The organism is Burkholderia theae (assembly GCF_048565265.1).
GTDB lineage: Bacteria > Pseudomonadota > Gammaproteobacteria > Burkholderiales > Burkholderiaceae > Burkholderia > Burkholderia theae.
This window is the reverse complement of sequence record NZ_CP183461.1, coordinates 454,120-474,130: the sequence shown is the minus strand read 5'-3', so window position 1 is coordinate 474,130 and position 20,011 is coordinate 454,120. Positions and strand designations below refer to the sequence as shown.

The 20,011-nt window shown below is 61.7% G+C and carries 20 protein-coding genes and 1 tRNA gene; 9 read left to right on the top strand and 12 right to left on the bottom strand.

Features of this window, described 5'->3' with window-relative positions:
* Positions 1 to 13: 13 nt before the first annotated feature.
* Both tssB and ACN22W_RS02310 read right to left on the bottom strand, forming a co-directional pair.
* The gene (gene tssB / locus ACN22W_RS02315) at positions 14 to 529 is read right to left on the bottom strand and encodes a type VI secretion system contractile sheath small subunit (protein ID WP_006484395.1); all 516 of its coding nucleotides are present in this window, start codon (positions 527 to 529) and stop codon (positions 14 to 16) included.
* A gap of 32 nt (positions 530 to 561) precedes the next feature.
* The gene (locus ACN22W_RS02310) at positions 562 to 1,191 is read right to left on the bottom strand and encodes a tetratricopeptide repeat protein (protein ID WP_419686043.1); all 630 of its coding nucleotides are present in this window, start codon (positions 1,189 to 1,191) and stop codon (positions 562 to 564) included.
* A gap of 373 nt (positions 1,192 to 1,564) precedes the next feature.
* Here ACN22W_RS02310 and tssJ point away from each other — a divergent pair, with 373 nt between their 5' ends.
* The 3 genes from tssJ to icmH all read left to right on the top strand — a co-directional run bounded on the left by tssJ (position 1,565) and on the right by icmH (position 4,404).
* The gene (gene tssJ, locus ACN22W_RS02305) at positions 1,565 to 2,176 is read left to right on the top strand and encodes a type VI secretion system lipoprotein TssJ (protein ID WP_048251032.1); all 612 of its coding nucleotides are present in this window, start codon (positions 1,565 to 1,567) and stop codon (positions 2,174 to 2,176) included.
* A gap of 102 nt (positions 2,177 to 2,278) precedes the next feature.
* Entirely contained in the window at positions 2,279 to 3,625 is a 1,347-nt protein-coding gene (gene tssK, locus ACN22W_RS02300) for a type VI secretion system baseplate subunit TssK (RefSeq protein ID WP_048251033.1), read from the top strand.
* The gene (gene icmH, locus ACN22W_RS02295; protein WP_048251034.1) at positions 3,622 to 4,404 is read left to right on the top strand and encodes a type IVB secretion system protein IcmH/DotU; all 783 of its coding nucleotides are present in this window, start codon (positions 3,622 to 3,624) and stop codon (positions 4,402 to 4,404) included. The genes tssK and icmH overlap by 4 nt, the downstream gene beginning before the upstream one ends.
* Before the next feature lie 78 nt (positions 4,405 to 4,482).
* Here the strand turns inward: icmH and ACN22W_RS02290 are convergent, their stop codons facing one another.
* The 7 genes from ACN22W_RS02290 to ACN22W_RS02260 form a co-directional block, all read right to left on the bottom strand.
* The gene (locus tag ACN22W_RS02290) at positions 4,483 to 4,848 is read right to left on the bottom strand and encodes an immunity protein Imm33 domain-containing protein (RefSeq protein ID WP_419686040.1); all 366 of its coding nucleotides are present in this window, start codon (positions 4,846 to 4,848) and stop codon (positions 4,483 to 4,485) included.
* 101 nt (positions 4,849 to 4,949) lie between these two features.
* A complete protein-coding gene (locus ACN22W_RS02285; protein ID WP_419686038.1) occupies positions 4,950 to 5,432 on the bottom strand; it encodes a DUF4265 domain-containing protein in 483 nt (160 codons plus the stop codon).
* A 106-nt stretch (positions 5,433 to 5,538) separates the two neighbouring features.
* Positions 5,539 to 5,976, bottom strand: a complete 438-nt coding sequence (locus tag ACN22W_RS02280; RefSeq protein ID WP_419686036.1) for a hypothetical protein — start codon at positions 5,974 to 5,976, stop codon at positions 5,539 to 5,541.
* A gap of 104 nt (positions 5,977 to 6,080) precedes the next feature.
* Positions 6,081 to 6,404, bottom strand: coding sequence for a DUF7716 domain-containing protein (locus ACN22W_RS02275; RefSeq protein ID WP_419686035.1), 324 nt, complete (start codon positions 6,402 to 6,404; stop codon positions 6,081 to 6,083).
* A gap of 464 nt (positions 6,405 to 6,868) precedes the next feature.
* Complete coding sequence (locus ACN22W_RS02270; protein WP_419686034.1) at positions 6,869 to 7,333, bottom strand: hypothetical protein; 465 nt, start codon at positions 7,331 to 7,333, stop codon at positions 6,869 to 6,871.
* Positions 7,334 to 7,335: 2 nt separating this feature from the next.
* Positions 7,336 to 11,955 (bottom strand): RHS repeat-associated core domain-containing protein, encoded by a 4,620-nt coding sequence (locus tag ACN22W_RS02265; RefSeq protein WP_419686033.1) that lies wholly within the window; start codon positions 11,953 to 11,955, stop codon positions 7,336 to 7,338.
* 57 nt (positions 11,956 to 12,012) lie between these two features.
* Positions 12,013 to 15,192 (bottom strand): type VI secretion system Vgr family protein, encoded by a 3,180-nt coding sequence (locus tag ACN22W_RS02260; protein WP_419686031.1) that lies wholly within the window; start codon positions 15,190 to 15,192, stop codon positions 12,013 to 12,015.
* Positions 15,193 to 15,520: 328 nt separating this feature from the next.
* Between ACN22W_RS02260 and ACN22W_RS02255 the strand changes: the two genes are divergently transcribed.
* Positions 15,521 to 16,321: a transporter substrate-binding domain-containing protein gene (locus ACN22W_RS02255; RefSeq protein ID WP_129513568.1), complete on the top strand. Its 801-nt coding sequence runs from the start codon at positions 15,521 to 15,523 to the stop codon at positions 16,319 to 16,321.
* Positions 16,322 to 16,380: 59 nt separating this feature from the next.
* Here the strand turns inward: ACN22W_RS02255 and ACN22W_RS02250 are convergent, their stop codons facing one another.
* Positions 16,381 to 16,584 (bottom strand): hypothetical protein, encoded by a 204-nt coding sequence (locus ACN22W_RS02250; RefSeq protein WP_048251442.1) that lies wholly within the window; start codon positions 16,582 to 16,584, stop codon positions 16,381 to 16,383.
* A 273-nt stretch (positions 16,585 to 16,857) separates the two neighbouring features.
* Between ACN22W_RS02250 and ACN22W_RS02245 the strand changes: the two genes are divergently transcribed.
* From ACN22W_RS02245 to ACN22W_RS02225, 5 genes are all read left to right on the top strand, one after another.
* Positions 16,858 to 17,052 (top strand): LytTR family DNA-binding domain-containing protein, encoded by a 195-nt coding sequence (locus tag ACN22W_RS02245; RefSeq protein WP_419686029.1) that lies wholly within the window; start codon positions 16,858 to 16,860, stop codon positions 17,050 to 17,052.
* A 56-nt stretch (positions 17,053 to 17,108) separates the two neighbouring features.
* Positions 17,109 to 17,801 carry a hypothetical protein gene (locus ACN22W_RS02240; RefSeq protein ID WP_419686028.1) on the top strand — a complete coding sequence of 231 codons (693 nt, stop codon included), beginning with the start codon at positions 17,109 to 17,111 and terminating at the stop codon, positions 17,799 to 17,801.
* 274 nt (positions 17,802 to 18,075) lie between these two features.
* Complete coding sequence (locus ACN22W_RS02235; RefSeq protein WP_419686027.1) at positions 18,076 to 18,417, top strand: helix-turn-helix domain-containing protein; 342 nt, start codon at positions 18,076 to 18,078, stop codon at positions 18,415 to 18,417.
* Between the two features lie 73 nt (positions 18,418 to 18,490).
* Entirely contained in the window at positions 18,491 to 18,808 is a 318-nt protein-coding gene (locus tag ACN22W_RS02230) for a hypothetical protein (protein ID WP_080971056.1), read from the top strand.
* A gap of 174 nt (positions 18,809 to 18,982) precedes the next feature.
* Complete coding sequence (locus ACN22W_RS02225) at positions 18,983 to 19,282, top strand: helix-turn-helix domain-containing protein (RefSeq protein WP_419686026.1); 300 nt, start codon at positions 18,983 to 18,985, stop codon at positions 19,280 to 19,282.
* Between the two features lie 68 nt (positions 19,283 to 19,350).
* Here ACN22W_RS02225 and ACN22W_RS02220 read toward each other — a convergent pair.
* Together ACN22W_RS02220 and ACN22W_RS02215 are read right to left on the bottom strand one after the other, a co-directional pair.
* Positions 19,351 to 19,426 (bottom strand) — tRNA-Thr (locus ACN22W_RS02220).
* A gap of 19 nt (positions 19,427 to 19,445) precedes the next feature.
* A complete protein-coding gene (locus tag ACN22W_RS02215) occupies positions 19,446 to 19,967 on the bottom strand; it encodes a ClpXP protease specificity-enhancing factor (protein ID WP_193097516.1) in 522 nt (173 codons plus the stop codon).
* Positions 19,968 to 20,011 lie beyond the last annotated feature (44 nt).

Here is a 20,011-nt window from a genome sequence, read left to right as displayed (position 1 = left end):
CAACACTCCGTCGTCATTCGCCGTCTTTGTCGCCGCCGGTGCCCTTGGCGAGCTCCTGCAGCTGCTGCGTGTTCTTCAGCACCTCGGACAGCAGATCCTCGAGCTTGTCGTTGCCGGCGAGCTTGTTGCGCAGGTCGGCGAGCTTCGAGCGTGCCTCGAGCAGGCGGCGCAGCGGCTCGACCTGTTCGACGACTTCGTCCGGGCTGAAATCCGACAGCGAGCGGAACTTCAGGTCGACCGCGAACTTGCCGCCTTCCGGGCTCAGGCGGTTTTCCACCTGAAACGCGGCACGCGGCTCGATCGCCTTCATCACGTCGTCAAAATTGTCGCGGTCGATATTGACGAACTTGCGGTCGCGCAGCTTCGGCTGCTCGATCTCGGACTGGCCCGCCAGATCGCCGACAACCCCGACGACGAACGGCAGTTCCTTCACCTCGATCGCGTCGCCCTTCTCGACCTCGTAGGTCAGCTGGACGCGCGGCGGCCGTATTTTCTGCAAGCTTTTCTGAATGCTTTCTTTCTTGGCCATCGACGGCTCCCAGGTTGGTTGTAGTTGTCGCGTCAGTTGCGCAGTGCGCCGAACGGGTCACCGCCGCCCTTTTGCGGTGTGGCGGGCGGCGTCGGCGCGGTGGTCGCCGCTGCTTCGGCTGCCGGTGCGGCAGCGCCCTTCGGACGATGGACGATCCGGCGCGGCGGGCGCGGCTTCACGACCTTCGTTTCGGGCGGGAACAGCGCCGATTCGCCCAGCGTGTCGCGCAGCTGCTTCGCGAGCGCCTGCGCGTCGGACTTCGCGTCGCCCGCGAGCGACGAATCCTGGCGCAGCTCGCCGAGCGACTGCGTCGCGATCCGCAGGCCGGCGACGGCCAGCACGCTCTTCGCCTGACGGTCGGTCGCGTCGCGCTGCAGTGCTTCCTGCGCGGCAACGATTGCCTGGCCGTAATGGTTCTGGGCGAACTGGATTTGCGCGATGCGCGACCACGGTTCCTCGCGCGTCGGATCCGACTTCGCAAGCTGCTGATACAGGCCGAGGGCCTTGTCCTGGTCACCTGCCTTCGCAACCGCGTCCGCATCGGCCAGCGACTTGTTGAACACCTCGGCAGTCGGCGGCGCGGGAGGCTGGCTCGCACAGCCGGCGATCACGCCGCAAGCCACTACTACCCCAGACAGTTTTGCGAAGAGACGGTCTTTCATCGTTATATCCACCGGCGCGTGAGTTTTAAATCGTTGAGAATCTGGTTCTTTTGCTTTGCAAGAAGCGCGCGGGTATAGTACCGATCAATTTTTCATAATTCAATCGTCGTGTGAAGAGTAATTCCTTTTAAATCCGGGCGCTACCCCCGCGAATGGCCTCTCGCTGCAGGCTCGCAGCGGTTTTTCTTTCGGCCGGAATACGCAAGTTTTACTGGTTGCGCGACGAGCCGCCCGGGTGGCGGAAAAAATTTCCGAGCGCTTGCCACGACGCGGGCGTGCTTAATAGTTGAACAGTGCAATGCCGGGGATACGCATTGAACGCGCAAATACCCGGCAGTTTTGACAGGGATAAAGGCGGCACGCCGGAAACACGATGAGATCGTCCATGATTCGCTACGCGCTGCCGCTGGTTGCCTGCGCCCTTCTGGCCGGATGCGCGGCCGCCCCGCTGCTCGGCTCGGCCGCGAGCGCCGTGCTGCAGGCTGCCGGCGTCGGCAAGCCCGACCTGCCGGACGCGCAAAAGCCGCCGCGCAATATCGGGCTCACGCTGGCTGCCGCGCCGAACCTGAATGCCGCGACCGACAACAAGCCGCTCGCGCTCGTCGTGCGGCTCTATGCGCTGAAGGACCCGACGTCGTTCCAGCAGGCGCCGTTCGATGCATTTACCGATCCGACCAAGGAAAAGGCCGCGCTTGGCGCCGACCTGCTGAACGTGCGTGAAATCACGCTGATTCCGGGCCAGCGCTACACGGCGACCGAGAAGGTTTCGCGCGAAGCGCAGGCATTCGGCATCGTCGCGTTGTTCCGCGATCCCGCACTACAACGATGGAAACTGACGTTCGATCCGGTAAAGTCGGAGAAATCCGGCATAATTATCGGCCTGCATAATTGCGCGATGACGGTCACCGACGGCACCGTCATCGCACCGCAACAAGGTGCGCCTTCGCAACCGCTGAATATGCTGTCTTCGGTCTCTTGCGGTTAAGCATGACGCACGAATGTCAATTAACAAGAGTTAACAATTGGCGATTTAATTCGGGCACGAACAAATCGATTACTTCGCAACGCGACATTAACCGGATTTGACATGAGTTATTCGGCCAAGGTGCTGTGGGGGGAAGGGCTGTTCCTCCGGCCTCAACACTTTCAGCGACAGGACGCGTACCACGAAGCGCGCCTGTTCGAATCGATCCAGGCGATCCAGCCTTACAACTGGGGCGTGCGCTCGGTGCGCATCGACCGCGACGCGCTCGGCAGCAACGTGCTGCGGGTTGCCGAACTCGCGCTCGTGTTCCCGGACGGCGCGCTGTACGCCGGGCCGCAGGCCGACGAGCTGCCGCCGCCGATCGCGCTGGACACGCTGCCCGAGGGCATCAACGAATTCGTGTTCTATCTCGCGCTGCACCCGCTGCGCGAGAACAGCACCAATTACAGCGACGATCCGGCCGCCGGCTTCATGACGCGTTTCGTCAGCGAGCAGACGAGCGTCGCCGACAACTTCACCGACGCGGCCGAAGCCGACATCACGTTCCTGAAGACGCAGGTCAAGCTGATCGCGCATAGCGAACCGCGTGACCAGTTGCTGTCGGTGCCGCTCGTGCGCGTGCGCCGCACCGCGACGTCCGGGTTCGAGATCGACGACAGCTTCGTTCCGCCGTGCCTCGCGATCGAGGCCTCGCCGATCCTGCACCAGCGGCTGCGCCAGCTGGTCGACGCGTTGCAGGCGAAGGTGAACGCGCTGTACGGTTTCCACCGCGAGCCGTCGAAGAACATCATCGAGTTCCGTTCGGGAGACATCGCGTCGTTCTGGCTGCTGCACACCGCGAACGCCGCGTTCGCGACGCTCGCGCACCTGCACCAGCACGCGGCGCTGCATCCCGAGCGGCTGTACCAGGAACTGTTGCGCCTCGCGGGCCAGCTGATGACGTTCTCGAAGGGCTATACGCTCGCCGACCTGCCCGTGTACCGCCACGACGATCCGGGCCCAAGCTTTGCGCGTCTCGACCTGATACTGCGCGAGCTGCTCGACACCGTGATCTCGACACGCTACTTCTCGATCACGCTCGACGAGGTACGTCCGTCGTTCCATCTCGGCCGCCTCGATTCGGGCAAGATCGACGACAAGACCGAGTTCTATCTGGCGGTGTCCGCGGACATGCCGAGCGTCGAGCTCGTCGATGCCGTGCCGGCCCGCTTCAAGGTCGGCGCGCCCGACGACGTCGACAAGCTCGTGCTGTCGGCGATGCCCGGCGTGCGGCTCTCGTACACGCCGCAGGTGCCGCCCGCGATCCCCGTGCGACCCGGCGCCTGCTACTTCTCGCTCGATTCGCGCGGCGCGCTGTACGAGCGCATGCTGCAGGCCCAGTCCGCGATGATCTACGCGCCGACTGGCATCAATGACCTGAAATTCGAACTGATCGCGGTCACATCATGAGCTACGCGCCTTCCCTGTTCGGCGACAACGCGCCGGCCCCCATGCATACCCCGGCGTCGACGGATTCCGCGTTCCAGGCCCGTTCGCTGGTCGACCTGCTGTACGACGGGTTCTTCATGCTGTTCCTGCTCAAGAACGGCCGCGAGCCGGACAGCGCGAGCGAGTTCAGCACGAAGATCCAGGAATTCCTGTCGGATTTCGAGCGCGGCGCGAAGAAGCTGAATATCGCCGCCGAGGACGTGTACGGCGCGAAGTTCGCGTTCTGCGCGGCCATCGACGAAATGGTGCTGTCGTCGCAGTTCAAGATCCGCGCGGACTGGGAACGCCGGCCGCTGCAGCTCGTGCTGTTCGGCGAACAGCTCGCGGGCGAGAAGTTCTTCCAGTATCTCGAGGAATGTCGTGCGCAGGGTGCGGCGCGGCTGCAGTCGCTCGAGGTGTTTCATATGTGCCTGCTGCTCGGGTTCCAGGGCAAGTATCTGCTCGAGGGGCCGGAGAAGCTCGCTTATCTGACGGCGCGGCTCGGGGATGAGATCGCGCATATGAAGGGCAAGCGCGCGCCGTTTGCGCCGCACTGGCCGTTGCCGGATCAGATTGCGCATCGGCTGAAGCGTGAGGTGCCGGTGTGGGCGATCGGGGCGGTCTTTGCGCTGGTTGCGTTGCTCGGGTTCCTCGGGCTCAACACGTATCTGAAGGACAAGACGCTGCAGGCGCTGGCGCCTTATTCGCAGGTGATCAAGGTCGGGCCGGAGTCGGCTAATTTGACGATTTCGTTGCCTTGAGGGGTGCGGGTTGCTGCGCGCGAAAAGGACCGCTAAGCGGTCCTTTTTTGTTGCAGCGTGTCGTGGGCCGTCGAGGGCTTACCGCGATGCGTCATCGGCAAGCAAATCCATCCAGACATCTTCGTAGCCGGCGCCGTCGATGATGAAGCGCGCGCCGGGCGGTAACCTCAGGTACGGTCGAACCAACGGCAAGTACGTGGACAGATGCGCGGCGTGCAGCGGCTGGTAAAAATCGGCGGTGTCGGAAAATTCGCCGCAATGGAAAAACCAGCCGATGTTGTCGCCTTCAGATAGCGCGATACGCGTGCCGTAGACAGGCATCTGCCCAAGCGTCGACATCGCGATGGCAACCATGTCTTCGGGTTCGACGGCAGATAGGCCATATCGCGTGCAGATAGCTTCCTGATGCGCAAGCAGTGCCGACGGATCGTCTGCCATGTTCATTCCATTCCTTTTCCTGTCGTGCGACGAGTTAGCCCGAATGAAAAGTAGGCCGGCGCCCGACGCGTGTTCGTTCCGGTCGCTCGATCGGTGCTGTTCCGTTATCAGTCGATCCACCAATCGAGCAACGTCTCGTCCTCGGGATCTTCGAAGTTCAGGTAGATGTTCGCGTAGTACCACGCGAGACCGGATCTCGCGGTAAAGCCATCGAATACTGCGCGAATTCGCTCGTCACCGGCCTTCGACGGCACCGATAGCGCAAGCGAGCCGCCGTAGCGACCGTCGAGCGTGCCGCCGAGTTCGATCTCCACTTCGTGTGCGAGCCGGTCGATTTCGTCGCGTGGAATGGTGTCGCCGTAGACCTGGATACAGTAGTTGCCGCCGCGCTTCACTACGGTCGCGGGGCGATCGGGATCGTCGATGCGGATGATGTCGCCTTTGGCGAGATTCAGCGTGAGCCCAGGGGACGCCAACAGTTCGTAGTGGCCTGGGGCGATCTCGCGCGCGGGGAGTTCTTCGTGAACCGGATGCCCGTCGCTGGAGCGGCCTGCGTAGACGTAGATCACTTCGAATTCGTGGTCGCGCATGTCATTCGCACCATGTGTGAAATCTTGTTCCGGTCAGAAGCGCGTCAGAAGCGTATTGGTCAGCGCGTTTCATCGCGATACTCGCATGCACTCAACCGCTACCGGCCTAACTTCCAGCCTCGTCGTCGAAATACCACGTCAGGAACGCCGAGAACGTGACCCAGCGCGCATCGATTTCTCCGGCCATGAATCGCGTATGCCGGCTCAAATCGTAGTCGTGGACCGCACCAGACAGCGCATCGTACAGGTACATTCCTTCGCTTTCATCCGATGTCAGCGGCAACAGGTGATCCGGAAACTCATAGCGATCCCGCACGTAGTCGAGCGACGCGACGATGCCAGAGTAGTCGAGCAGATCCCATAACTCGGCAATTGGGCGACGGCTGATAAAAGGCCCTTGGTACGCGAGATAGAAGGCGGCGAATTCGGTGTCGCGAGAGATGCGGAGACGGTCGAGTGCGTCGAGTACAGCTTCCGGATCGTCGCGCTCTACATTACCGGTCTGTTTCGACAAATGGGCATGCACATCGTCGGGGATCGTCATCACGTTTTCGCCAAAAGCTCGCTCGTTGCAGATTCTGTTGGACAACTACACGCCGGACGAAGCATGGCAATGCAGCGGCCTGCCATCGTGCGACTAGTGCATCGTCAGAACAGGATAAATGCGTCGTTCTCGACATAGAAGACGAACGCGTCGAGCAATTGCGTAACGCTCGGCTCGTCGACCTGGTCGTGCGCATTGATCACGATGTCCTCGATTGTCGCGCTGTCCAGAGTGACTTGCCAGCCGGGTTGGGTCGCGATGACGGGCGCCGTGTTTTCGTCGGTGTCTGCGTCATTCGTGTCTTCGGAGAAGATGCCCTCGGTATCGAGCGTCCACGGCATCGGTGGCAGGCAGAGCCATCCTGAGAAATCGCCAGGGTGTTCAAGAATGTGCTTCAGCGACACTTCGGTCGCGGTGGAGATCGACATGGGTATTGCAGTTGTAACTGGGTGAATCGTCGGGGTGGCCGAGAAATCGCGGCGGCAAGCCGTGATTATGCCAATTCCACGCTGGTGGGCTTGGCCGGCTGTCTTTGGTCACGGACATTGCACGTCGCCCGATGCTCCACAGCGCATTCCCGACGAACCGCAATCCGCTAGGTCGGTTGCCCGAAATACACGATGTCGAATGCACCGATCCAGCCCGAGAATTCGTCTGGCAGCACATCACGCCAGATCCTGTCGGTGTCTATCCGTCTGTCTCATGCGAACTGAGCCGTGTACCGATCTAGTCGTAGTTGTAATCGAACATCATAGCGTTCCCCCGCCATTGCGGAACCTCTGTATCGGGCGCTCTTCCGACACATAGCGGTCCGTACCAGCCGGTGCTCAGCAGAGTACCTGTAGAGATAGGCCACTAATGTGCGGCCCTACCTGAACTGAACATAGCTAAATTAACTGGATAAAAAATCCGCCCCAACATCCTTGACATCTTCATCAGGACTATCCAGAGCACGCCTCGCAAACTTAACCATCAACTCTCGATCCAGCTTACGACACAACTCTAGCAAACAGCGATATTCCTCATAATCCCCATCAGCCAGCAACTCATCGACCTCAGCTTCGATATTTTTCATCACCCAGTCACGCGGCAAATCCAATATCAAATCCCTACACCTCTCCGTGAAGCCATTTACATAGCTCGCCATTGAAACCAACTGCTTGAAAAAGATGACCCGTTCCGCATCCGGATAACCCGAAACCAAATCAATGGCTAGCGCCCTTTCATCCGGCACAGAAAAAGCCCCCTGAACAAAAGAAACCGCAGATGGATTTCTCACAAACACTCCTTTCAATCTCATATATTCCAAAAAAGTCTTTTTGAGATTGACCCACAGATCGGCATCTTTGTCTTCCATGACTACTTTTTCCCAGCCTTTATCCAAGGCAGATTTTTGAATTTTTCAATGAATGTCTGTCCAGACATTCGCTTAGACGGACAGATTGTATGATGCGTTGCAGCATGCGACCCGCCAACATCTTTACCATCTGCGACGACATCTATCCCGTCCGGCAATTCTGTTCCAGCTGGAAGCCTGTGATAAGCACCACTGATAGGCGCCTTATTAACATCACCGAATGTCGACGCCCCCCCTGCAGTAGTTGGCCCCACCATTCCATCTGCGTCGGCGATCAAATCTGCGTTTTGTCCTGGCTTCGTATTAACGCCCTGGACTCTAGGGTCGCGTGGCCCACTGGCATTACCAAATGCGTATAAATCGCAAGTTGTCTTAGCCAATCCTAGTGGATCAATCCACTGAACGGGCGACGGCGCATAGGCGTAGACGTTCATACCTCCGGCCAATCCGATGGGATCTTTGCTGACGAATCTGCCAGTGCTGGGATCGTAGTACCGATATCGGTTGTAAGCGAGCCCCGTCTCCTCATCGACTTGCTGCCCCTGGAACCGCAACGGATTCCTCGGCGCAATTCCGGCGGCCTTCGACGCTCGCGCGATCACTTCCCGCGCCTCACCCCACGCCTTGTACGAAGCCTCCCACACGACATCGCCGTCATCATCCGTCAGCAACTGCGGCGTACCAATCTGGTCGCAGTGGTAATAGAACAGCTTGGCATCCGCCCGCCGCTCCGGCACCTTTTGCAGCGGATCGTCCTCCGGCACATATCGATCGGTGCTCTTCCACTCCGGCGTCGCGATTCCCACCACCGGCTCAGCCACATACTGCGCCAACGGCACGAACGTCCCCGGCTCATAAATATAGTGCGTGCCGGACGCCCCGTCGCTTTCATACGCAAGCGTGTCGCCATCCCACCCGAACACCGTCCGCTCGCCGTTCACCTCCTTCGCAATTCGACGGCCGAACGCATCATAGAAATAACGTGACTGGCTCTGCCGTGACGTCTCCGCCACGCGCGCCGCCAGCAAGCGGTTGAACTCGTCCCACTCGTATTCCTGCTCCCCCGCCGGAGTACGCTTGTGGGTCAAATTCCCCCGCGCGTCGTACTCGAAATGCATCCCCGCATACGCCTTCAGCAGGTTGCCGAGTACCTTCGGAACCTCGACTGGCAGCGTATTTTCCGGCCTCACCGGGCTCGGCCGCGCGTGCCGCTCCGTCTCTTGCCGAACCGAATCGACGAGGTTGCTCGCGGGATCGAACGCGAATCGTTCCTTCGCAATCGGGCTGATCGCCTCGATCAATCGTCCGACCGGATCGTACCGATAGTCCGTCCCGCCCTTGCGGCTATCCTCGATGCGCGACAGTTGCCCCGTCGCGTCGTAGCGATACCGCCGCTCGGACAACGGCGCCGGCGATGTCGTCCGCTGAAGGGTCTGCTGCAACACGCGGCCCGCCGGGTCATACATCGTGTGTTGCCCGATCTTGCTCGACAGCATCCGCACCGTCTCGCGATGAAGGTCATCGCGCTCGATCTGCACGCGCTCCTCACCGTCCAACAGCATCCCGTGCACGTGCCCGGAGCCATACATCAGCCAATCGATCGCATGACCATCCGGGCGCACCGTTCGCCGCCGGTTGCCCAGTTCATCGTATTCGTGATGCCAGACATAGCTGCGTTGTTCACCAAACACGCTGTAGGCGTGATGCTCCCGCACGAGATTGCCAACCGGATCGAAGAAGAACTGCACACGGCTCTGCCGGTTCACCGCTTCGATCAGCCGCCCGCTCGGATCGTACGCGAAGCGCTCTTCGCACTGGCCCGCCGTGCGCTTCATCAAGCGGCCACTCACGTCGACCTCCATCGACGTTACTGTTCCCGCTTCGTTCACTGCGAGAAGGCTGCCGCTTTCCGGATCGTACTCGTAGCGAGTCGATTTACCGTCGAAGCCAAGTTCCTCAATCAACCGCCCCGCGGGATCGTAATGAAATTGGTACGTCGCGGAATTGGCGTCAGTCAATGCGGTCAGTCGCCCGAGACGATCGTAGCGATACGCAAGCGTCTGCCCGAGTGCATCCACGCGGCTCGCGATCCGGCCAGCTCGGTCATAGCTGTATTGCGTCGACCGGTTGAGCTGATCGGTATGCCTCAGCAAGCGGCCTTCCGCGTCCGATTGGACATGCTCGACACCCGCCGGTGAGCGTAACTCGACGAGTTGCCCGTTCGAACCGTAGCGATAAACGATCACCCCACCCGCTGCATCCTTCGCCTCGATTACGCGGCCAATGTCGTCGTAACGCCACTCGGTCTTCTTGGCTGAGCAGTCCGTATAGCTCGTCAACTGCCCCGCATCGTTGTATTCGAGCGCTTTCGAACCACCTTTCGCATCGATGATCTGCGTCGGCAACCCCTTGTCGTTGTAGCTGTACTTCGTCGCACGTTCGAGCGGGTCGAGCTCCTCGACAACATTGCCCGCGTCGTCATACTTGCGCTGCCACGCATGGCCGTTCGGGTCGATCGTCCGGACCATCTGGTCCTTGTCGTCGTAAACCATCTCGACAACGCTGCCATCCGCACGCTCATGCCGGACCCGATTGCCGCGCGCGTCATACTCCATCCGCTCGATGCTGCCGTCTTGTCGAATGTGCAGAACCAGGTTGTGATGCTCGTCGCGCCGGAACCATTCCTCGTTGCCGTCCGGATAAATGATCCGGTTCACGTAACCGTGAATGTTGAAGTAGTACCGCGTCATCTGACCGAGTGCATCGGTCACGTACGTCAAGCGAATGTTCGGATTCCACGCAAGACGGATGTCGAGGCTGCCGTCGTCGGCAAACTCGCGAATGCACTTCGCGTTCGCATTGTCGTCGGCCTCCGCACCATCCCACTCCAGCGTCATCCCTCGCCCCGTGCGATCGGTATAGCGAGTGACAAGATGTCGACGATATTGATAGGTCCATGCATTGCCATGGCGATCGACCGCACGTACGAGGTCGCCCTCTGCGTCATATTCGTAGCTCGCCAACGTGCGGCGCTCACCACCCTTGAGCACTTGTTCGACCTGCACGATCCGGCCGTGCCTGTCGTGCTCGAACGCGAGCACGTTGCCGCTCGCATCGATCAGCCGTGCAAGGCGATCGAGCGCATCGTAATCGAGCGTAATCGTGTTGCCGGCGCGATCCTTTTGCATCGCAAGGCGAAACGCATCGCCGCGTCGCTCGTACACGTGCAGCTCGTCATGACCATACGAAACCGTCACCCACGTATCGTCGAGACGCGACAACGTCAGGTTCTCCGACAGATCGTCGTGCACCGTTCCCGCCGCGAGTGCCGGATAGTCGACGCTACGTCCCTCCGCGTCGCGATAGATCCACTTCCCGTTCTCGATATCGATTCGCGTCGTATATGGCGTAATCCAGCGCGCGCCCAGTTCGCCGTTGTCGTAGGCAGAAAGCCGCGAGCGGTACGTGCGTGCCCAAACGAGCGGCAGTGCACCTGGGAAATCGAAATCAACATGCGAGAAGGTTTCGTCGCCAAATGCAAAATCGATCGACGCCGGCGACTCTCCGAGCCCACAGGACTTACAACCGCTCTTGCCGGCCCCCTCCGCCGGCGCCTGCCCATGAGTCGCCTCCAGCCCCTCCTGCTCTCGCGTCTTCTTCGCCTGCCCCTTCCCCGCCGGCTTGACCTCCGCACTCTGCTCGTGAAGCTTCGCACGCGCCTTCACGCGCCCTACCGCCTCGATCAGCTGCAAGACGAGCCACATCATCTTGCCTTCCTCACTGCCGGCCAGCGAACGGATCGACGACGCGACCTTCGGCGCCTCGGTCTTCAGGAACGCCACCGTGCTGCGAAACGGCTCGAGCCACGAATCAGGCGCGAGCTTTGCCGCAGTACCTACGGTCGCGTTACCGACCGTTTTGCCGAGTGCCTTATAGCCCTCATACGCAAACTTGAGCCCGTCACCCACCCGGCTCGCGCTATACCACGGCCGGTTGTCGCGCATCTTCTTCGCGAGCTGTTCGGCGCGCTTCAGGTTGCCGCTGTTGTCGAAGAGCTGGCCGTGCAACGCACGATCCATCCCCGTCGCGATCGCGACCATCAGCTCTTCCGCCTTCGCCGCACACCCGTCGAGCAGCTTCCCGAGCCCTTCCTTCAGCTTGTTCAGGAAGTCCTCGATCTCCGTCGCGCAGGTCGCGTTGATATGCGTGATGAGCACCGAAATGAGCGCCGCGCCGAGATTGCTGCGCGTGATCAGCAACTGGTTTCGCACGAGTGCGAGCAACGGACGCGCCGACATCCGGAACGGCGCGAGCGTCGGCGGAATGGGAATGATGCCGATCAGATTGATCGCCAGGCTCATGTAGTCGAGAACCTTCCCGCCGCGCTTCTGAATGATCTCGGCAATATCGCCGAGCGCATCGATCGCCGCCATGATGTTGCCGACGATCGGCACCGCGCCCGCAACCGTCTTCACGTCCTCGAACGTAACGTGGTTGCCGCTGATCTTGCGCAGCCACGCGTCGAAGCGATTGCCGCCTTGCGCGACATCCTTCGGCGAAATATCACTGAGCCAGGTAACGGCCTGTTCCTTCTCGGCGTCCGGCGGAAGTTGTTGTGCCATGTCGTTATTCGTTCAAATCGTGATTTAGTTGTTCTTGACGGCTGACGCGCCGCCCTCTCAGGATTTCAGCGGTCCGCCAAAACCGCTCGTCGGCAGCTTCATGCCGGTGGCACCGGCCGCCGACGCCACCGTCGTCGCGCCCTTGCCCGCGATCCCGGCGACGCCGGGCAATGCACCCTGCAGCGCCCCGGATGCCGCGTTCGCAGCCGGTGCGGCCAACGCCGCGAGCCCCCCCTGGCGTGCGGCCTGCACCATTCCGGCCACCTGTTTCGCGGCGCTGCCCAGGCTCGAAGCCGTCTGCAACGCGGACACCGCGCCCGCGCCACCCAGCGCGCCCGCCGCAGCCGGCAACGCCGAGCTCGCCAGCCCGCCCAGCGCTGCGCCTGCGCCACCACCGCTCACGAGCCCCATGGCAGCCGTCGCCGCAGCGGGCGCCATGCCCTGCAACTGGCTGGCAAGCTGCCCCGTTGCCGCTGCCTGCGCGGCTTCCGGCGACGGCTCGACGGGCTCGGCCGGCCACTTCGCCTGCTTGAAATAGTTCGCCGGCTGATCCGACTCGCGCGGGTCCTTCCCGAACTCGACGCGCACCGCGCCGGGCGGCAAGCCGCTCACAACCGTATGGCCGCTGTTGTCGAGCGCGCCCTTCTTCAACACGGCGCCGTTCACGTCTCTCACCGTGAACAACCCGCCCTTGACCGCCTCGCCGTTCACGTACTTGTGCAACAACTCCAGTTGCCCCGGCTGATCCGGCCGCGGACTCGGCAACGGATACCCCATGCTCGCCGGCCCCGCGAACGTATGTGACGCGCCCTTCACATCCACCGCACCCGGCGTATGAATCTCGATGTTCCCGCCTTGAATGCGGATATACCCGCCGCCGCTCGTCAGCAGGATCCCCTGATCGGCCGCGATCTCGATCTGCCCCGTTGCCGACACGATCTTCACCGCCTTCTGCGCGGTCACTTCGACGTTGTCCGACTGCGCCTGAATCTCGACCTTGCCCTTGCCCGCGAACAGCTTCATCCCCGCGTTCTGCACGAACAGGCTCAGCTTCTGCCCGATGCTCGCCAGCAGCGACTTGCCTGCCGCAACGTGCACGCTCTGTCCGCTCGCGACGTTCACGTGATCGTTCGCAACCACGTGCACCGACTGCTGCGTCGACATCCCGATACCGGACGGACTGCCGAACAGCATCACCGGCTCCTTGAACGCGTTCGCGTTGCCGGTGCCGCCGCCTGCCGTGCGTCCGCCGGACGCGCTGCCCGATGCGCTGCTTTGCGTCGCGTCGGTGAACGCACGCATCGTGTCCTGCGCGTCTTTCAGGCTTTCCGCCTGATGCTGCTCGCTCACGCCCGACATCGCTTCGACAAGACTCTCGCCTGTCACGAGCTGCTGTTGCGCCTCTTTCACATCGAGCGGCTGGCTATTGGCCGACTTCGGATGCGTCGTCACGTACAAGCCCTGGCTCGCCCGCACCGCGCCATATGCATCGGAGCGCAAGTCGAACCCGCTGCCGAGATACGACCCGCGCGAATTGCCGCTCTGGTCGATGATGTAGCCGAGATGCAGCAGGCTGTTCGCGCTGCTGCTCATCAGCTGCACGCGGTTCTGCCCGGTCGCGTCGTCCATCACGAGCTGGTTGTAGCCGCCGCCCGAATATTCTTTCGACCGATATCCGGACAGGATCCCGTCGGTATGCCACTGCGGCTGGTTCGCGCCGTTGTACACGCGCCCGACCGCCAGCGGCCGGTCGCAGTCGCCGCCGACGTAGTCGATCAGCACTTCCTCGCCGATGCGCGGCACGTGCACGCCGCCGTAGCCGCCGCCCGTATCCGACTGCACGACGCGCACCCAGCACGATGCGTTCTCGTTACCCGGATTCAGGCGGTCCCACACGAACTGCACGCGAATCCGGTTAAGTTCATCGGTATAGACTTCCTCGCCCTGCGGCCCGACGACGATCGCCGTCTCGAGGTGCATCTCCGGCTTGTGATGTTCGAACGGGCTGCGATACGGCACGTTCACGCGTTGCGCTTCGACTTCGACGAGATAGAAGCCGGCCGACCCATCGTCGTGCGGCACACGAAACGCGGGATCGGCGCCGTAGCCGTCCTGTGCCTGCGTCAATGCCTCGCGCAGGCTGTACGGGAAGTCCGCGCTGTCGCTCGCGACGGGCAGGTTGTTCTCGATCCACCACGCCACCTCGATCGCGGCGAACTCGCGCTGATCGGCGGAATCGCGATCGTGCTCGGGATGATCGGCCAGCGTGAAACGCCGTCCGGCGTCGATCGCGCGCACACCGCCCGCGCCATGGAAGCGCTTCGCCTGCGACTCCCACTCCTCCATCCTGACCTTCGTCAGATGGTCGCCGCGCGTCTGGTCCAGATACGTGTAAGCGCCCGTGTACTCGTAGACTTCGAGCTGATCCGGCAACTCGCCCTGGCCGCCCATCGTCGGCAGCGACGTGCCCTTCGGGTTCGACGGCTGCGAAGGATTCTTGTAGTCGAACGTGCGCGTCGAACGCGTGACGCTCTGCAGCGTGCGCGTGCCCGACCATTGCGTGAACGCGTCAGCCTCGCTCGCGGCGCCGCCGTGATAGAAGCGCACGGTTTCCGGCGACAGCGGCGTGAACGCCTGCAGGTTGTCGGTGATGACGAGCGTATGCGATTTGCCGTCGTCGGCCTGCTGCCATGTGCAGTAGAGCCCTTCGTTCTCCATCAGCCGATGCACGAAATGCCAGTCGGTGTCGTGCTGGCGTGTGTACGAGCGGTTCGGCAGCGGCTTCGACAGCGCAAAGCGGAAATGACCCTGCGCCTGCGGATGCTTGTTCAGCACGTCGCTGATGATCTGGTCGACGGTCGTGTCGTTCCAGAGCCGCTGATCGCGACGAAACTTCAGGAAATGGGTGAAATCGGCGAACTCGAGCTGATAGGTCGTGAGCCCGCCGTCGGCGCCCAGCCGGCGCGCGGTATGCACGTATCCGTTGATCGGCCGGTAGCTGCGGTCGCTCTGCTGAATCCACAACGTGACGGGCTGCGCGATCAGTTTTTTAAGTTCCAGATCGCTATCGGTCGACAGCACGTCGAGCGTGAACCCGTACGCGCGCCCGATGCGCGAACGGCCGACTGCCCGCTGCACGGTCAGGACATTGGCCCCCAACGGCGTATCGAGCTTCAACAGCCGGTCCTGCTGAAGCAACCCGCCGCGCAATGCGGCAACTGTGTTCTGCATGTTCATGGCAACGGCCTTTTCTTCTTTTGGCGCGCCCTCGGATGGCGCGAGCATTGGATTTCGCTCGCGCGATTTTACAGAGAAATTACGTCAGTCCCTGAAAACCCACCGGAATTAATGACGCGTCATTCGTTCTGCCCGCACGCCGCCTGCACTGATTCCGGCCAGCCCGTGCACCCGTCGCGGCCCCTGAAATCGATTGCAATCAGGGCCAATTCGACTTCCGGCGCGGCTTGGTTGCGAGTAGTGTCTATGTGCCCGTATTGCGGCCCGCCGGGCCCGACCGGCGCCCTGCGCTCACTACACACACAACACTGAACCCTGGAGATCTGAGATGAAACGTTCGAAGTTCCTGCTGTCGGGCCTGCTGCTCGCGTCGGCCCTCGGCTTCACGGCCGTCGCCGCGCACGCGGACGATCTGCTCGATTCGGTGAAGCAAGCCGGCGTGTTGCGCGTCGGCCTCGAAGGCACCTATCCGCCGTTCAACTCGCGCGGCACGTCGGGCCAGCTCGAAGGCTTCGACGTCGACGTCGCGAACGCGGTCGCCGGCAAGCTCGGCGTGAAGACGCAGTTCATCCCGACCGAATGGAGCGGCATCATCGCGGGCCTGCAGGCCGGCAAGTTCGACGTGATCGTCAACCAGGTCACGATCACGCCGCAGCGCAAGGAAGCGCTCGACTTCAGCCAGCCGTACACGTACTCGGCCGCACAGCTGATCCAGCGCAAGGACGACACGCGCAACTTCAAGTCGCTCGACGATTTCAAGGGCAAGAAGCTCGGCGTGACGCTCGGCACCAACTACGACCAGATGGCGCGCACCGTGCCGGGCATCGAGGTGCAGACGTACCCGGGCGCGCCGGAGAAGCTGCGCGACCTCGCCGCGGGCCGGATCGAGGCGACGCTCGACGATCGCCTGATGCTGCCGTACATGATCAAGACGTCGAACCTGCCGCTGCGCGCGGGTGCGGTGCTGAACGGCGGCAAGCAGGAAATGGCGATCCCGTTCCGCAAGGGCAATCCGAAGTTCGAGAAGGCGATCAACGACGCGCTGGAATCGCTGCACAAGGACGGCACGCTGAAGAAGATCTCGATGCACTGGTTCGGCAGCGACGTGACGGTGCCGGTCGCGCAGTAACCAGCGCGGTGTTGCAACGCGTCACGCCCTTCGTCCCGATGAAGGCGTGACGCGTCCCCTCAAGCGGCTTCGTCGAAGCGCGCCAGCAGCATCTGGCCGATCGGCGTCAGCGCCGGGCGCGCGGCCACCGCGTTCATGCGCGCCTGAGCGGCGTCGACCAGCCGCTTCTCGACCAGCACGGCGAAAGCCGGATTCGATTGATCGACGCTGTCCGGCGCACGTGCAATGCGCAACAGCATCGAGAATTCGTGCGGACTCAGCATGGTCCCTGTCTCCTGATCGTCCGCGACTCGGTTCGAATCGGCGTCGATCCTGTTTTCGAATGAATTGGCGCGATGCATGACTGCTGCGCCGCCGGGAGCGAGATCCCGGTTGCCCACCTGCGACGCGGGCACGGCGTCGCGAGCGGATTGCGTACGTTCCCGGTCCGGCGATGCCGCCGCGACGGGAACGTGCAACCTTAGGGGCGCACCGTGACGCGACCGTGACAGCGAAACGGGGGCGCAACAGCGCACGTTACACGCCGTTTCCATTCGATGCCGACCGGATTGACGACGATGAGCAGCATGACGGCGCGTTTCGCGCAGGTGCATCGCGGCGTGATCGTCGCGTATGCGGCGATCGATCGGGTCGAGCGTGACCTGTTGGGAAGGCTGCGAATTCGCGTGCACGGGCAGCCGGAGATGCTGCCGGTCAGCCGCGCGTATGCGGGGTTGTTCGGGCAGATGTGATCGAGGTCTGTTTGCGGACTGAGTAACAGGGTTACGTTCCGAGCGTGGATACCACGTTGGCAAACCACACCACATCCACCACAATCGCGAGAACACGTTGCGCTCGACTAAATCGCATCGAGCCGACACAACGCTCTCTCGACAGGCCGGTAATGAAAACAATGCGTGGAATCGGAGCGTGCGTGGTTGCAGCGCTCGTGAGCGGCTGCGTCGCAACGCCGAATCTCATCGGCGAGGGCACCGCGGGTATCGCACCGACGAAAGCGGACGCGATCCTGATCGTCGTGGACGGCAAAATCTTCGACGCGCCGGCATTCGGCAGCGAAGGTCGCGCGTATCTCGCCGGACTCGGCGAAGGCATCCAGGGCGCAATGGCCGACGTGCCGACGAAAGTCGTCGAACTGGACATGATGAAGTTCGCGAATCCGGTACCGTCGGCATTGCAGGCCATGCGACCGAGTCACACGATCCGCCTGTTCACGGAGTCCGACATGGTGCGTTACGGCACGCCCATCAGTGCAACGTGGCAGATGGAAGTATCGAATGTAACGACGACCGCTGTCCCGGCCACCAACGACAAGCCGGCCGGCACCCGTTACACGATCAAGCCGATCTACAAGGCGCGCGCCGATGGGGAGACATGTCTCGATTCGGACAGTCTCGCGAAGAAGTGCGGCGCGGCGATGGGGAAGATGTTCGGCGACGCGCTGCGTGCGGCGCATGTGATGCAGATCGGGGCGGGGACGTAAGGGAAGTGGGTATCGGGGCTGTCGACGAAATTGACCGCGTTCGTCGCCCATAGCAAGACATTCATCTCGGTCGCGCTCATTCCTTCATGCGTTGCGCTGCCCCCCCCCTCCAGCGCCTCATCAGTGTTCCTTATCCGATCGGCCAATTTGCCCTCTCAATAAGCGACGCGGTCTATATTGATCCTCGAGCAATCGATCTCTCGTCTCCAGAAACTTATGGATGAACTGTTAGAGATCGTTTCGAAATCAGTAGACCTCATTTTGGGATCCGCATATGGAATTTTCACAGCGTCTGAGACGGCTCCGCGTCACGCGCGGTTTCACCCAACGGGAACTCGGGAAGGCAGTCGGGCTCTCCGCCATACAAATCCGACGCTTCGAAAATGGATCCGCGTTCCCGAAATGGAATGCGACTCGCCGACTGGCCATCGTGCTTCAGGTGAGTGCTGATGCGATTGTGTTCGATGATGGGGAGCGCGAGCCTAGCGGCGTGCTACGAGACCAGCTAGAGGCCATTTCGAAGATGCCCGCGCATGTCTGCGAGCTTGCGCGGGAGTTGCTCGATGCGTTGATCGTCAGGAACCAGATCTTGGAGAAGGGAAGCGCCAAGCAGTGAATGAAGCGCGGGCCGTGAGTGTTGACGCACTCGCGTCCCGCTGACCACAACCAACTCAATACAGGAGTTGACCATGGCTAACGCCAATCATAAGTCACGCGCCAAGCGCCGGGAACCGGAGACCACCCTTCGGTTGCCGCTTCGACGCTCACCTGATCCGGTCACGTGGTCCGATCGGCCCTGCATCCCGTGGATGGAGGTTATCGACGCGCACTTCAAACTGTTCGGGTTCGAACCGGGTGGGCATGTGTATCTCTCCATCAATCACGTAGACAGGAAGATTTCCATCACGCCGGATTACGAAGATCCGCTTGTCAGGGGTCATGTGGTGGAACGCTTCCAGCAGCGCGGATTCCAGTTCGAACTTCCGGGGATGTCGCTGACGGGCTGATCGACTGCGTCGCGAGTTGGCGCTCGATGTTTCCAGGGACGATCGGCTTGCGTGAACGACACGCGGCCGTCGCCCCCTATGATCACAAACGATGTGTCGGCACGCTTCATGTGTGCCTGCGAGAGCGAAGGCCGCGGGAGATTTGCATGCCGAGGTGAAACGGCCGGTGCACAAATGAAAAAGGATTGGATGATGACTGACCTTGCAACCCTGAAAAACCGCCTACTAGCCGACCCGGCTACCAAGGCCGAGTACGATGCGCAGGCGTTCGGGCTTGCCGTTGCACATGAACTCGTCGCCGCACGCCTCCGTGCCGGATTGACTCGGGAACAGCTAGCCGAGAGGATGCAGACGACCCAATCAACGATCGAGCGTATGGAGGGTGGTCACACAATGCCGTCGCTGCGCAGGCTGTGCGGCTATGCAAAGGCGACGGGAAGTCGCGTCGTGATAAGCCTCGCAGCCACGCAGTAGTTTTCGCGTACACGACGCCACAAATGCGAAAGGGGCTACGCAAACATCGCGTAACCCCTTGCTAAATATGGTGCCGGCTGCAGGACTCGAACCCGCCACCTGATGATTACAAATCAACTGCTCTACCAGATGAGCTAAGCCGGCGTAAGCGCGAGATTCTACCTCATTTCACGATCTTGAGGCGAGGTCTGCTGCCGCCTTTCGAACCATCGCCATCAGTTTTCGGCGGTTCGTCGGCACCTTCGGACGGTTCCTCGTTCGCGCCGCTGTCGGCAACCGGCGTCAGCGGTGACGGCGGCTCGTCGCGCTGCGCATCATCCGCCTGCACAGCCTCTTCGTCGAACGTGCCCGAATCCTCGCCTTCACCCGCAACCGCATCGACCTGGAACGCCATCCCCTGCCCGTTCTCGCGTGCATAGATCGCGAGCACGTTGGCAACCGGAATCTCGATCTTGTGCGCCTTCCCGGAGAACCGGGCCGTGAACTCGATCCACTCGTTGCCCATCTGCAACTGGCTCGTCGCCTCGAAGCTGATGTTGAGCACGATCTCGCCGTCACGCACGAACTGACGCGGCACGCGCGTCGAGTTGTCGACCCTCACCGCGATATGCGGCGTGTAACCGTTATCGGTGCACCACTCGTACAACGCGCGCAGCAGATAAGGCTTCGTTGAAATCTCTTGCATCACAATCCTCGAACCCGGAGCGGGCGCGCGGCACGCCGCGTCAC

Bases quoted from the DNA above. Each gene is read 5' to 3' on its own strand.
- ACN22W_RS02280 (WP_419686036.1), bottom strand. From the start codon at position 5,976: ATGACGATCCCCGACGATGTGCATGCCCATTTGTCGAAACAGACCGGT.
- ACN22W_RS02285 (WP_419686038.1), bottom strand. From the start codon at position 5,432: ATGCGCGACCACGAATTCGAAGTGATCTACGTCTACGCAGGCCGCTCC.
- ACN22W_RS02250 (WP_048251442.1), bottom strand. From the start codon at position 16,584: ATGCTGAGTCCGCACGAATTCTCGATGCTGTTGCGCATTGCACGTGCG.
- icmH (WP_048251034.1), top strand. From the start codon at position 3,622: ATGAGCTACGCGCCTTCCCTGTTCGGCGACAACGCGCCGGCCCCCATG.
- ACN22W_RS02290 (WP_419686040.1), bottom strand. From the start codon at position 4,848: ATGAACATGGCAGACGATCCGTCGGCACTGCTTGCGCATCAGGAAGCT.
- ACN22W_RS02235 (WP_419686027.1), top strand. From the start codon at position 18,076: ATGGAATTTTCACAGCGTCTGAGACGGCTCCGCGTCACGCGCGGTTTC.
- tssB (WP_006484395.1), bottom strand. From the start codon at position 529: ATGGCCAAGAAAGAAAGCATTCAGAAAAGCTTGCAGAAAATACGGCCG.
- ACN22W_RS02270 (WP_419686034.1), bottom strand. From the start codon at position 7,333: ATGGAAGACAAAGATGCCGATCTGTGGGTCAATCTCAAAAAGACTTTT.
- ACN22W_RS02260 (WP_419686031.1), bottom strand. From the start codon at position 15,192: ATGAACATGCAGAACACAGTTGCCGCATTGCGCGGCGGGTTGCTTCAG.
- ACN22W_RS02310 (WP_419686043.1), bottom strand. From the start codon at position 1,191: ATGAAAGACCGTCTCTTCGCAAAACTGTCTGGGGTAGTAGTGGCTTGC.
- ACN22W_RS02275 (WP_419686035.1), bottom strand. From the start codon at position 6,404: ATGTCGATCTCCACCGCGACCGAAGTGTCGCTGAAGCACATTCTTGAA.
- tssK (WP_048251033.1), top strand. From the start codon at position 2,279: ATGAGTTATTCGGCCAAGGTGCTGTGGGGGGAAGGGCTGTTCCTCCGG.
- tssJ (WP_048251032.1), top strand. From the start codon at position 1,565: ATGAGATCGTCCATGATTCGCTACGCGCTGCCGCTGGTTGCCTGCGCC.
- ACN22W_RS02225 (WP_419686026.1), top strand. From the start codon at position 18,983: ATGAAAAAGGATTGGATGATGACTGACCTTGCAACCCTGAAAAACCGC.
- ACN22W_RS02215 (WP_193097516.1), bottom strand. From the start codon at position 19,967: ATGCAAGAGATTTCAACGAAGCCTTATCTGCTGCGCGCGTTGTACGAG.
- ACN22W_RS02265 (WP_419686033.1), bottom strand. From the start codon at position 11,955: ATGGCACAACAACTTCCGCCGGACGCCGAGAAGGAACAGGCCGTTACC.
- ACN22W_RS02245 (WP_419686029.1), top strand. From the start codon at position 16,858: ATGCCGACCGGATTGACGACGATGAGCAGCATGACGGCGCGTTTCGCG.
- ACN22W_RS02230 (WP_080971056.1), top strand. From the start codon at position 18,491: ATGGCTAACGCCAATCATAAGTCACGCGCCAAGCGCCGGGAACCGGAG.
- ACN22W_RS02255 (WP_129513568.1), top strand. From the start codon at position 15,521: ATGAAACGTTCGAAGTTCCTGCTGTCGGGCCTGCTGCTCGCGTCGGCC.